This window comes from Marinobacter halophilus (genome assembly GCF_003007685.1).
Classification (GTDB): domain Bacteria; phylum Pseudomonadota; class Gammaproteobacteria; order Pseudomonadales; family Oleiphilaceae; genus Marinobacter; species Marinobacter halophilus.
In genome coordinates this window covers 789,869-802,754 of the sequence record NZ_PXNN01000017.1, presented here as the reverse complement: position 1 = coordinate 802,754, position 12,886 = coordinate 789,869, and the positions used below count along the sequence as shown (strand labels likewise).

Below are 12,886 nucleotides of genomic sequence, written 5' to 3'. Positions count from 1 at the left end.
GTTTTTGGTCCTCGCTTCATGAACTGGCTTTCATTCATCGGTTCCAAACTCTTGAAACTCTGACCAGGCATTACAATATTCTGCTTATGACTCTTGATCTGTTTGACTCCGGCCCCGCTGACTGCATGCAGGAACGACTGGGCGAAGACTTGGTGGTTTTGCGACGGTTTGCCCGGGACACCGCGCCGGCTTTGATGACCACCGTGGCGGCCGTCGCCGCACAGGCGCCGCTCCGTCACATGGTGACGCCCGGAGGCCATTCAATGTCGGCGGCCATGACCTGTGCCGGAGCTCTGGGTTGGGTGACCGATGCCAGGGGCTACCGTTACCAGGGTTGTGATCCTGAAACTGGTCGGCCCTGGCCGGTCATGCCTGAGATTTTTGCGGAGCTGGCACGGCAAGCAGCTGCTGCAGCGGGCTTTCCGAATTTTGTGCCGGATGCCTGTCTGGTGAATCGCTACCAACCCGGGGCTAAGATGGGCTTGCACCAGGACAAAGACGAAAAAGATCTGTCCTGGCCCATAGTGTCTGTGTCATTGGGACTGCCCATCGTGTTTCAGTTTGGCGGACCAAAGCGCAGTGACCGGCCGCAACGAATTGTGTTGGAACATGGGGATGTGGTGGTCTGGGGTGGTTCGGCCAGATTGCACTATCACGGGGTGTTGACCCTGAAAGCCGGTCAGCACCCGCTGACCGGCGGCTTCCGCTATAACCTTACCTTTCGCAAAGCCGGTTAGCGCCTCATTGCAACCAGGCGACCAGCAGACCGGCGCCAAGCGATAAAACCATCGGCCCACCCACCATTATGCCGGTCTGGCGGTTGCCAACAACCCAGGCAATGCCCGACTTCACCATATTGTTCATGGCGGCTGCGATAACAATGCCCAGTACAGCGGCATCCATCCCCAAGCCATCGTTTGACATTCGGGTCAGCGAGAGGGTGATGGCGTCAACATCGGCAATGCCGGAGGTGGCCGCAAGGGCGTAGATGCCGGCATCGCCAAAGGCGTTCTTGAGGAATTCGCCCAATAGAAGAATGATCATAAGCAACAGGCCGAACACCAGCGCCGACGACAGGTCCAGAGGGTTTTGGGTCAGGCTGGGCTGGCTGATGTGGAGTTGTTGCGAATGTCTGGTCCAGATATACAGCGCGGGACCGTACAACAGAAGGGTCATCACCACTACCGGCCAGATCAGGCTGGGCAACAGTGCCGCATTGATCACCAGGCAATACACCAGAATGCGGGGGAACATGGTGCCACAGGCAATGAGGATGCCGGCGGCAAACTGCGGATGAAAATCCGGATTCTTGGCGGATTGCCGGGAAAAATGCAGCGTCAGAGCGGTTGACGAACTGAGGCCGGCGAACAGGCTGGTAAAAAGAATGCCCTTGCGGGCGCCGGCAACCCGAATCGCAAAATAACCCACAAACGAGATGGAGGCGATCATGACCACCATCCACCAGATTTCCCGGGGGTTGAGCACGCCGCCGGGGCCCATGGGCTCGTTCGGCAGCAGCGGTAGCATCACCACAGAGATCAACAACAGTTTCAGCGCTGCGTCCAGCTCGTGGGCCTGCAGCTCCAACACCCAGCCATGAATCTCTTCTTTATTATCAAGGATGATGGCGGTGACCACAGCGGCGGCGGTCGCGATCACCGGGTCCACCGCCACCGCCACTGCACCAAAACAAAAGGTCAGCAGCATGCCGACCATGCCGGTGATACTGAAATTACGGATGTGTTCCAGGCGCTCACTGTAAGCAACCAGGCCCATGGCTACCACGCTGAGCAGCAACACAGGAAAGGCCCAGGCGGTAATTTCAGCCGCCAGCACGGCCGAGATACCGCCTAGCAGGCCGATCAACGCGAATGTGCGAATGCCGGCAATGCGCTCGCCGGATTTCTGCTCCCGGGCGCCCCAGCCCCGCTCAAGACCAATAATGGCACCAAGCAACAGGGCAATAGCCAGATTGATCGTGGTCTGATTGGCATTCAGAAACTGGTTTGCTACATCATCCATCGGGGCGGCTCTCCGGCCAGTGGTTTGGTTAATCCATGCATTCTATGCAACATTGGAGGGCAGAATCACCCTGAGAAGTCATTGATATGACCTATGCCAAAGATAATACTGGCAATGCACGTCACACTAACAATCACAATGACTAACGAGGCGAGGCAACGATGTTACGAATAGTAGCCTGTATTGACGGTTCCCAGGCCGCACCAGCGGTATGCGATTACGCAGCATGGGCCAGCCGGCACATGGACACACCCCTGATGCTGATGCACGTTCTGGACGAGGAGCGGTATCCGGCGGAACCAGAGCTCGATCTGGCAGGCAGCATTGGCCTGGGTAGCCGGGAACATTTGCTGGATGAGCTGGCGGAACTGGACCGGAAGCGCGCCAAGCTGGCGCTCGAGCATGGTCATCACCTGCTGGATGAGGCTGAAGCCAGAGTCAAAGCGGCGGGCGTTGCCGAGGTCGTCAAGCGTCAGCGCCACGACAATCTGACCGAGTCACTGGTGGCGCTTGAGAAAGAGTCCCGCCTGTTTGTGCTTGGCCTGCATGGCGAGAGCAGTTCCGACCGGGACGTGCATGTTGGCAGTCAGCTCGAGACGGTCCTGCGCAGTGTTCAGCGTTCAGTTTTGCTGGTGCCTGAGCAGTTCGTCCAGCCGAAAAGCGCCATGTTGGCCTTCGATGGCAGTGCCACCGCCTTCCGAGGCGTGGAGCTGATGGCTCAGAGCCCGGTGTTGAAGGGCATGCCACTGCACCTGGTGATGATCGGTGCCGACACCGCAGATCGATGGGAGCAGCTGAAAAAGGCAGAGCAGATGTTGTCGGAGCTGGGTGTTGAGATCACACTCGCGATCCGTGCCGGCGACGTAGAGCCCACGCTGCACGCTTATCAGGACGAGCATGATATTGATATCCTGGTGATGGGTGCTTATGGCCATTCCCGTATTCGTCAGTTCCTGGTGGGCAGCACCACAACCACCATGTTAAAAACCGCCAAAAAACCGCTGGTGGTGATTCGGTAGCCAGGAAGCCCGAGAGTATGTCTGGTTCGCAGCCTTCCGCACTTATTGCCCGTTTGGGCATCCTGTTCATGCTGGGGCTTCTTGCCGGGTGTGCCCGTGGTTTGCCGCCGGTCGACCACGGCCCGGTTCTGGCGCTATCTTCTGACACGGAATCCTTCGTTATGGATCAGCGCCGGATGCAACTTGATCCCGACTCACCTTTATCCGCTTTCCAGTTACTCGACACGGGCCGCGATGCCTTCACGGTTCGCGCCGCCCTGATCGAAGCCGCCAGCCATCGAATCGATGCCCAGTATTACATCTGGAACGACGACGACAGTGGCCGCTATCTGGCGGGACGCCTGGTCACTGCGGCCGATCGCGGTGTTCAGGTTCGCCTGCTGCTGGACGACATCAATGTAGCGGGCAAAGAATCGCTGTTTGCCATGCTCGAAGCCCACCCCAATATCGCGATCCGTATTTTCAATCCATCGTCATCCCGCAATGGTGCCGGGCGCTGGCTTTCGTTCATTACGGATTTCGATCGCATCAATCGGCGCATGCACAACAAAACCTTTGTGGTGGACGACCAGGTTGGTATTGCTGGTGGCCGTAACATTGGTGACGAGTATTTTGATGAAGATCCGCAGCTGAACTTCCGTGACCGTGACGTGATGGTGCTGGGCCCGCTGGCTGCGGACATGACCAGGAACTTTGAGGCCTACTGGAACAATCGCTGGGCTTATCCGCTGAGTCAGCTTTATAAGCTTCCGGACTCTGAACAGGCTGTGTACCACCTGTCCTCGCTGAGCCGGGCGACCACCGGGCCATTGGCATTCAAGACAGCGCTGCCGCGGGGCAGAGCCGGTGCCGAGCAACTGCTCGAAACCTGGTTTGCCGCCATGATTCAGGCGGAAGGCGAGCTGGTGTTTGACCCTCCACCGGAAAATCCCGACGCGCCGGCGAATACGCCAAGAGCCACCGCGAATGCGCTTTTCCGACTGACCGAAGCCGCCCGCTCGGAAATTCTGATTGAATCGGCCTATCTGATCCTGGCCGAGGCTCAGCTGGAAGGGTTGGATAATCTGAACAATCAGAGCCTGAGGGTTACTGCCCTGACCAATTCCCTGGCCACCAACGATCTCGTGCCAAACCATTCCGGCTACGCACGCTGGCGGCGCAGCATGCTGGAGCAGGGCATCACTCTGCATGAGCTGCGCCCGGATGCACCCGCCTGCAAACGCTGGGTCACTAACCGGCAGGCCTGTGATCAGGGTATGGTCAGCCTGCATTCCAAGGCGGTGGTGTTCGATCGGGAAACCCTGTTCATTGGCTCCTTTAACGTCAATCTGCGGTCGATCTACCTGAACGGGGAGACGGTGCTGATCATTCGCAGCCCCGAGCTGGCCCGAACAGTGGCCGAGGATATTGACGATGCCCTGAAACCGGAGAACAGCTGGCAGGTGACGGTGGGTGCGGACGGCAGGATGGTCTGGACGTCACAGAACCAGGAGTGGCACCGGGAACCGGAAGTCGGCTTCTGGCGCCGGGCAGCCTCACGGATGTTGTCCTGGTTGCCTATCGAGAAATACCTGTAGAACCTCAGGCGATGGTCGCCTTCGTACTCGTATAACTGCTGCTTCGGACGACTCCGGTCTCAAACTAGCGGCAGTGCCAAAAGTCATGTGTAACTGTCCGGTAATTCCATCTTGAGTTATGCGATAGAGGCCCTCAATAATTCAATCTAATAGTCAGATCCAGATTTTGCCCATCGTATGAAAAGCTGGCGGCCTCGAATGAAGGCGCACTCATCGCAGCCTCTGCGCCACTTGAAAAGCCATAGCCTTCCGTGGGGACCCCTAGAAAGTTGGTGTTGAGCTTGCCATCCCTATTTTCATCATGGATGACGGCCAATGCATAGGTTCCTGGAGGGACATCCAGGAAGCTACAACGCGCCTGCGCATCTCGAATTTTAATCATTATTATATTGGTCGCGGAGTTCAAAAACTCATTAGGGAAACCCGCTGGCGATTCGAAAAGCGCGCAAGCTATGGTCCCGGTGCTGTTTTTAATGTTCGGAATTTCCACATGGATTCCAGGGCATGATGATTGGGCGAAGACGACGGCGGGAAGATTTGTAAACGCCAACACAAAGCCCAGTGCTACATGCCTAAGCCCCATGGAGTAACGAATCACGGTAAGCATGGCGGTGGAGGTCAATGCTGATTTCTGGTTATTGGACTTACTCAGTAGTGCCCTCATAACCCTGATCTCCCTGGCTAGGCTGTAGGTACCCCCACTTTCGCTAGGGGAAGGCGACCATCTTTTGCTGGCTTTCGTCCCAGAGTTTGAGCCGAAAGGTGTGCAGGCTCTGTCGCAAGGTCAAAGGCTCTTTGGCGCGCATAGCGGAAACCTCGTCGTAACAATCGGGCAGACGATAATTGGGAATTCGGGCATTGAGATGGTGGATATGGTGATACCCGATGTTCGCCGAAAACCAGCGCAAAATAGTCGGCAATTGGTAGAAAGAGCTGCCCTCCATCGCGGCCCGCAGCGGATCCCAGTCACCTTTTCGGGCCCAGTAACCACCTTCGAACTGATGCTGGACGTAAAACAGCCAGATGCCGCCCATACCCGCCAGCCACAGTACAGGCAGCTGAATCAATAAATAAGTCTGCCAGCCGATCGTTTGGGCGGCGATCAGGAATACACCAACGATAGCAAGATCCGTGAACAATACGCTCTTACGCTCTTTGTGCTGCACTTTCCGACTCGGTAGACGGTTGCTTAGCAAGAAATTGAAAATGGCGCCGAAGCCCAGGAGCACCACAGGATTACGGTATAGCCTGTAAAGCAAACGCTTAAGCCTTGGCGACTGGTTGTATTCACGCAGGGTGAGCGTCCAGATGTCGCCAAAGCCTCGGGTGTCCAGATTGGCGTAGCTGACATGGTGGCGAAGGTGGCTCAGGCGCCAGTCGTCGAATGACGTAAAGACGAGGATTCCCAAAAGGCGCCCTATCCAAGTGTTGGCGCGCTTGGATGGCAGGAACGAACCATGGACGCAATCGTGGAACAAAATGAAAAGGCGGACCAGAAATGCGGCCGCCACCACAGAGAGCGCCAGTGTCCATAAATAGGAAAATTCGTGCCGGATAGAAAAGACCATCAAATACCACAGGCCAGCGTAAGGGACCAGCGTATTGATGAGCTGCCAGGTTGCCTTGCCACGACTGGAGGTGCGGTAGGGGTGCAGTGCCGGACGCGCATCCGGCCACGAGGAATTGGCTTGCATATCGACTCCATTCGATTTTTTTTGGTTCTCGGGCGCTTGAGATCCTTTGCGCTCAGATCAAGCACACGCGGATCAAAATGCTGTTGATCCCTGGAATTCAATTTTGACTACTCATTAGCCATGTTATGCCCTCTGAACCCGTCAGACAACGGCGCATGGAAGCAAAAATTAAAGCATAAGAAAAGATTGGTAAGGGTTGTCCAGTCCGGATTCGCTAAAGTGCGCAGCGTGCGTCCACAATCGAAGACGGGAGTTTCTCCGACTTTCGTCAGAAATTCAGAAAGTTGGAATCGATCACCGAATAGTTAACTTTCTCAGGAGGATGTAGCCAGATCACGTGAGAAGGTGCGTCTTCAACCTTCAGGGCTTTTCATATCTCAACAAACAAACAAACAGACTGGCCGGCCAGCAGCGCGGGTGTCGGAGCTACGCTGCGAAGACGAATGATCTTTGCTGTCCAAAAACCAATTCAGATTGGGTGAGGTTGTCTCAAACTAATGGCGATTGTCCCAATGTACATTATTCCTGGCGAACCTCAGGCGACGTTCCCGGCCGCCACCCCGGAGGCCCAGGCCCACTGAAAATTATGCCCGCCCAGGTGCCCGGTCACGTCCACGACTTCGCCAATAAAGTACAGGTTGGGCTGATCCAGCGCGGCCATGGTTTTGGACGACAGCTGGCGGGTGTCGACGCCGCCGAGTGTGACTTCGGCGGTCCGGTACCCCTCCGTACCCGCCGGTTGGATGGTCCAGTCGCCCAGCCTCCGGGCAATGTGTTCAATCTCCGCATTGCAGTATGCCTGCAACGGCCCGCTCCACCCCTGCAGTTCATTGAAAGTTTGCGCGAAACGCTTGGGCAGATTCTGGTTCAGGTAATGCGCCACCGTGGATTGCGGTTTTTCACTGCGCAGCGTTAACAGGTCGTGCTGAATCTGCTGCGCCGGCAGCAGGTTGATGTGCACCTGATCGCCCGGTTGCCAGTAGCTAGACACCTGCAGCATGGCCGGGCCGCTCAGGCCACGGTGGGTCACCAGCATGGGCTCCCGGAAATGCTGCTGGTGGCAGTGGGCATCCACCGGGCAGCTGAGCCCGGATAATGGCGCCAGTTGCTGTTTCAGCTCCGGGTGCAGGGTGAAGGGCACCAGTCCGGCACGGGTAGGCAGTACGGTCAAGCCAAACTGCGTTGCCACCTCATAACCAAACCCGGTGGCGCCCATGGTGGGAATCGACAATCCGCCGCTGGCAACTACCAGGGATTCGCAGCTGAGCGTGCCGGCACTGGCTTTCAGGGTAAAGCCTGCCGCCACTTGTCGAATACCGGAGACCGACGTGTTCATCCGGATTTCCGCACCGGCCCATTCGCATTCGGTCAGCAGTACCTTAAGAATGTCCTTCGCGCTGTCTTTACAGAACAGTTGGCCCGGGGCTTTCTCTTCGTATTCCACACCGTGGCGGTCCACCAGTTCCACGAAATCCTGAGGCGTATAGCGTTTGAGGGCAGAAATGCAGTAATGGGGGTTATCCGACAGAAAATTCGCCGGCGTGCTGTTCAGGTTGGTGAAGTTGCAGCGGCCACCGCCGGACATCAGGATTTTCTTGCCGGGTTTGTTGGCATGATCCAGCACCAGCACCTTTCGGCCACGGTAACCGGCGGTCGCCGCACACATCAGCCCCGCCGCGCCGGCGCCGATGATGATGACGTCATAGTGTGATGTGGATGCTGTCATTGCCTGCTCGCTGCTGCTAAAAACCGGCGGGCAGTATATCAGCCTCAGGGCAGCTGCACGGAACCTTCCATGAAGAAGGCGGCCTGTCCGGCGATGGCCACGCGTTCGCCGTTCAGCTCACAGCGCAGTTCACCACCGCGAGCCGAGAGCTGCCGCGCCTGCAGCGTGGTTTTGCCCAGCCGCTTGGCCCAGTAGGGCGTCAATACGCTGTGGATCGAGCCGGTTACCGGGTCTTCGTCAATACCGACGCCCGGTGCAAAGTATCGACTGACGAAATCACAGTGTTCACCCTCAGCGGTGACAATCAGGCCCTGGTTGCCCAGTTGTGCCAGCTTGCGGATATCCGGGGCGGCGGATCGGACCTCCGCCTCAGACTTGAGAACCACCATGTAGTTGGTGTCGTTGGGAACGAAAAAGGCGTCATCCGGCGCGCCTAGCAGCGCTTCGGTAATCAGCGCCGGCGTGGGGCAGCGCTCGAAGGCCAGGTTCGGAAAGTCCAGCTCCAGCCAGCCGTCCGGTTTTTGCGCCACCGCCAGTGGCCCGGACTCTGACTGAAAGCGAACGATGCTGTGGGGCCAGTCCAGCTTGTTAAACACTACCCAGGCCGATGCCAGCGTGGCATGGCCACACAGCGGCACCTCGGCAGTGGGCGTGAACCAGCGAATGCGGAAGTCTGCGTCATCAAGTTCTGGTGTTGCCACCAGAAAGGCCGTTTCCGACAGGTTGTTTTCCCCGGCAATGGATTGCAACAAGGCGTCCGGCAGCCAGCCTGGCAGCGGCATGACGGCGGCCGGGTTGCCACCGAACAGTTCGTTGCTAAAGGCGTCTATCTGGTAGATCGGTGTGTTTATCATTGGTCCTTATTCCTTAATTGCACCGGGTCCAGCAGACCGGCGGCAATGGCAATGCCGGTCACATCCGGCAGTCGCTCCGCACCCAGCCGCTTCATCACCCGGGCGCGGTACAGGTCGATGGTCTTGACGCTGACGTCCAGCTGCTCGGCAATTTCCCGGCTGGTGTAACCCTGGGCCAGAGGCAGGAAGACGTCGCGCTCGCGCCGGGTCAGGGTGCTGATCAGGGCTTCGGTATCGTCGCTGACGGGGCTATTCTGCTGAGCCGCTGAGGTCCCCTGCAGCGCTTGCTGTACGCTGTCCAGAAGCAGCTGTTCGTTGAATGGTTTCTCGATGAAATCGAAGGCGCCAGACTTGAACGCCCGCACCACGATAGGGACGTCAGCGTGGCCGGAAATAAAGATAATGGGTACATTCAGATCCCGCTTCTGCAGTTCCTCCTGCACATTCAGCCCGCCCAGCCCGGGCATGCGGATGTCCAGCACTACGCAGCCGGGGCGACAACCTGCCACCGCATCCAGAAACTGCCGGCCATCACTGTAGGCGTTGACTTCAAGCCCTACGGATTCCAGCAACCACTGGGTCGATTCCAGCATGCCGGCATCGTCGTCGACCACATACACGGTGTTGGCGGGTGACTGGGGGTTACCGGGCATCGGGGGGTACTCCTGAGTGATTTTTCTGAATGCAGCGCAGATTGTTGGCTGGGAACCGGCAGATCAACGCAAGCCCGCCGGTTTCTCTTCGGGTGGCATCAAGGAAGCCACCGAAACCTTCGATGATCGAGCGACTCATGGATAAGCCCAACCCCAGGCCTTTGGGTTTGCTGGTGTAGAACGGCTGGAACATCTGGCGGATGCCTTCGTCACTTAGCCCGTTACCTTCATCGGAAACTTGAATGAGGGTTTCCTGCTGGTCGTTCACGCAGGTGCTCACCACAATGCGTGAGGTTCCGGCGCTGCCCGGGTCCGGGTTGGCCTCGACGTTGGCTTCGATGCCGTTACGAATCAGATTGATCAGTACCTGTTCCAGCAAGACCGGGTCGGCGGTAATGACGGGCGAGTCCGCCGCCAGATTTTCATACAGCCGCACGCCGTTCTTGTCGGCCTCCCACTGGCAGAGGCGCACAACGTCGGTGATCACGGCGTTCAGCGCGACTGGCCCCATGCGCTTCTCACCCTTGCGCAGAAAGGCCCGCAGCCGTTTGATCACTTCTGACGCCCGATTGGCGTGGTGCACGATTTTCTGCAAGCCATCGTCAACTTTGATGAGCTTGTCCGGCTGCTGGTCGGCTTCTTTCAGGAAGCGCTGGCTGGCCGAGGCAAAGTTCACGATCGAGGCCAGCGGCTGATTCATCTCATGGGCAATACTGGAGGCCAGCTCGCCCAGGGTAGCCAGGCGGGCGGTGTGGGCCAGTTCGTCCGCGAGCAGGCGGGTCTGCTCCTCTGATGCCACCCGGGCGGTAATGTCGCGGGACACGCTGATGACCTCCACTACGGCGCCGGTGTAGGTCTCGCGAATGGCCCGGCTGGCAATCTCGAACCAGCGCCGGCTGCCATTCCGGTGCAGGATCTCCAGGGTCATGGTGGCGTAGCCGTCTTCCCGCAGCCGGTGCCGGGTCAGGGCCAGCTGTTCTGCAACATGTTCGCCCTGAAACACCATTTCGAGTGCCTGCCCCCGCAATTCTTCCGGCCAGTAACCCAGCAGTCGCCAGGACGCTGGCGTGGCGTCAATGAAGCGGCCATCCGGCGCGTGACGGGAAATCAGGTCGGTGGTGTTCTCGGTTATCAACCGGTACAGGCGGCTGGAGCGGACGGCTTCTTCCTGGGCAAGTATGTCCTGTGTGGCGTCACGCCCGCGTATCAGCACCTGCTGGCTGTGTGGGTCCGGAATGAAGCACCACAGGCAGATAGTGCCGGTAAACCGGGATTCGACGTTCTCGATGGCACGCCCCTGTTCGAGTGCCGATGCGACCAGTGCTCCGGCGTTTACCGGCAGTAACTGGCCAGCGGTGCTCAGCTGTGCTTTGTTTAATAAGGCATCCGCTGAGGCATTCGTGGTTAGCACGTCGGCCCTGTCGTTCACGATCAGGGTGGGGTGCGGGTCTTTGGCCAGTAGTGGGCTGAAAGCGATCGGGTTTTTAGATGGGCTCATAGAGTTATAGTAAATATCCTATAATACCATGGTAGAGTTTCTAGTATTGTTGCTGTGATCTACCATTTCCGGCAGTTTGAAGTATAGCTGCTTTGGCTATTCTTCTGAATACGCCATAAGCCATAAGAACAACATCCGAGTTAGAGGACCACGCCAATGACTTCGATCTTTGACCAGGGCCTTGCGCCCCGGGACGCCAATTACGCTGTTCAGTCCCCCATTGATTTTATCGAGCGCACGGCCAGTGTGTATCCGGATTATCCCGCGATCATTCACGGTGCCATCCGCCGCAACTGGGCCGACACCTATAGCCGTTGTCGCCGCCTGGCCTCCGCCCTCAAGGGCCGAGGAATTGGCAATGGCGATACGGTAGCCGTCATGCTGCCGAACATTCCCGCCATGGTCGAGTGCCATTTCGGTGTGCCCATGGTTGGCGCGGTGCTGAACACCCTGAACGTACGCCTGGATGCCGAGGCCATCGCCTTCATGCTGGAGCACGGTGAGGCCAAGGTGGTGATTGCCGACCGGGAATTCGGTCAGGTGGTCAAAGACGCGATTCGTCATCTCGAGCACAAGCCGCTGGTGATTGATGTCGACGACCCGGAATACGGAGAGGGCGTTCAGGTCAGCGATCTGGACTATGAAGCGTTCCTGCAGGAAGGTGATCCGCAATTCCAGTGGAGCTTTCCCGCTAACGAGTGGGATGCTATCTCCCTGAACTATACCTCCGGCACCACCGGCAACCCGAAGGGTGTGGTGTATCACCACCGCGGCGCGTACATCAATGCGCTCGGCAACCAGGCCGTCTGGTCGATGGGCATGCACCCGGTGTACCTGTGGACGCTGCCGATGTTCCACTGCAACGGCTGGTGTTTCCCCTGGACCATCACGGCCATGGCCGGCACCCACGTGTGTCTGCGCCGGGTGGATCCGGAGAGAATTCTGCAGTTGATCCGCGACCATCAGGTGACCCATATGTGTGGCGCACCCATCGTGCTGAATGCGCTGCTCAACGCCTCTCCGGAAGCCAAAGCGGGCATTGATCACGAAGTGAAATCGATGACCGCCGGTGCGGCACCTCCGGCCCAGGTGATTGGTGCCATCGAAGAGCTGGGTATCAAAGTAACGCACGTGTACGGTTTGACCGAAGTATACGGCCCGGTGACCGTGTGTGCCTGGAAGTCTGAATGGGATGAGCTGCCCTTGCGCGAACGCGCCCAGATCAAGGCGCGCCAGGGTGTTCGTTACCACACTTTGGGCGGCACCATGGTGGCTGACTCCAGCAACATGCAACCGGTCCCGAAAGATGGTAAGACCATCGGCGAGATCTTCCTGCGAGGTAACACCGTGATGAAGGGCTACCTGAAGAATCCGTCGGCCACGGAAGAAGCCTTCCGTGGCGGCTGGTTCCACACCGGCGATCTGGCGGTATGGCACGAAGACGGTTATATGGAAATCAAGGATCGCCTGAAAGACATCATCATCTCTGGTGGTGAGAACATTTCCACCATCGAAGTTGAAGACACCCTCTACCGCCACCCGGCGGTGATGGAAGCCGCCGTTGTGGCGCGACCCGACGAAAAGTGGGGCGAAACACCCTGCGCCTTTGTCACCCTGAAGCCCGAGGCCGGCGATGTGTCTGAAGAAGACATTATCGAATTCTGCCGCGAGCATCTGGCCCGGTTCAAAGTGCCCAAAACCGTCGTCTTCTCGGAACTGCCAAAAACATCGACCGGCAAAATCCAGAAGTTCGTGTTGCGGGATCAGGCCAAAGAACTGAATTGATCTTTTGAACGGTGGCGCCGCGCGGTGCCACCGAACCTCGTCACAAAAACAACATTGA

At 57.9% G+C, this 12,886-nt stretch carries 11 protein-coding genes; 4 read left to right on the top strand and 7 right to left on the bottom strand.

Features of this window, described 5'->3' with window-relative positions:
• Positions 1-86 precede the first annotated feature (86 nt).
• Positions 87-737, top strand: coding sequence for a DNA oxidative demethylase AlkB (alkB, locus tag C7H08_RS17555; protein ID WP_106673503.1), 651 nt, complete (start codon positions 87-89; stop codon positions 735-737).
• A gap of 4 nt (positions 738-741) precedes the next feature.
• Here alkB and C7H08_RS17550 read toward each other — a convergent pair whose 3' ends face one another.
• Positions 742-2,022: an MgtC/SapB family protein gene (locus C7H08_RS17550; RefSeq protein WP_106673502.1), complete on the bottom strand. Its 1,281-nt coding sequence runs from the start codon at positions 2,020-2,022 to the stop codon at positions 742-744.
• A 161-nt stretch (positions 2,023-2,183) separates the two neighbouring features.
• Between C7H08_RS17550 and C7H08_RS17545 the strand changes: the two genes are divergently transcribed.
• Entirely contained in the window at positions 2,184-3,041 is an 858-nt protein-coding gene (locus C7H08_RS17545; RefSeq protein ID WP_106673501.1) for a universal stress protein, read from the top strand.
• Between the two features lie 17 nt (positions 3,042-3,058).
• The gene (locus C7H08_RS17540; protein ID WP_106673500.1) at positions 3,059-4,618 is read left to right on the top strand and encodes a phospholipase D family protein; all 1,560 of its coding nucleotides are present in this window, start codon (positions 3,059-3,061) and stop codon (positions 4,616-4,618) included.
• 133 nt (positions 4,619-4,751) lie between these two features.
• On the opposite strand, the gene C7H08_RS17535 is transcribed toward C7H08_RS17540, so the two are convergent.
• The 6 genes from C7H08_RS17535 to C7H08_RS17510 form a co-directional block, all read right to left on the bottom strand.
• Positions 4,752-5,282: a DUF2141 domain-containing protein gene (locus C7H08_RS17535; RefSeq protein ID WP_106673499.1), complete on the bottom strand. Its 531-nt coding sequence runs from the start codon at positions 5,280-5,282 to the stop codon at positions 4,752-4,754.
• A gap of 43 nt (positions 5,283-5,325) precedes the next feature.
• Complete coding sequence (locus C7H08_RS17530; RefSeq protein ID WP_106673498.1) at positions 5,326-6,312, bottom strand: fatty acid desaturase; 987 nt, start codon at positions 6,310-6,312, stop codon at positions 5,326-5,328.
• Between the two features lie 535 nt (positions 6,313-6,847).
• On the bottom strand, positions 6,848-8,038 hold the full coding sequence (locus C7H08_RS17525) for a BaiN/RdsA family NAD(P)/FAD-dependent oxidoreductase (protein ID WP_106673497.1): 1,191 nt from the start codon (positions 8,036-8,038) through the stop codon (positions 6,848-6,850).
• Positions 8,039-8,082: 44 nt separating this feature from the next.
• Complete coding sequence (locus C7H08_RS17520; RefSeq protein WP_106673496.1) at positions 8,083-8,892, bottom strand: PhzF family phenazine biosynthesis protein; 810 nt, start codon at positions 8,890-8,892, stop codon at positions 8,083-8,085.
• Positions 8,889-9,545: a response regulator transcription factor gene (locus C7H08_RS17515; protein ID WP_106673495.1), complete on the bottom strand. Its 657-nt coding sequence runs from the start codon at positions 9,543-9,545 to the stop codon at positions 8,889-8,891. Before C7H08_RS17515 ends, C7H08_RS17520 begins: the two co-directional genes overlap by 4 nt.
• Positions 9,535-11,043, bottom strand: coding sequence for a sensor histidine kinase (locus C7H08_RS17510; protein ID WP_106673494.1), 1,509 nt, complete (start codon positions 11,041-11,043; stop codon positions 9,535-9,537). The genes C7H08_RS17515 and C7H08_RS17510 overlap by 11 nt, the downstream gene beginning before the upstream one ends.
• A gap of 156 nt (positions 11,044-11,199) precedes the next feature.
• Here C7H08_RS17510 and C7H08_RS17505 point away from each other — a divergent pair, with 156 nt between their 5' ends.
• Positions 11,200-12,828, top strand: coding sequence for an acyl-CoA synthetase (locus tag C7H08_RS17505; protein ID WP_106673493.1), 1,629 nt, complete (start codon positions 11,200-11,202; stop codon positions 12,826-12,828).
• The last annotated feature ends 58 nt before the right edge of the window (positions 12,829-12,886 follow it).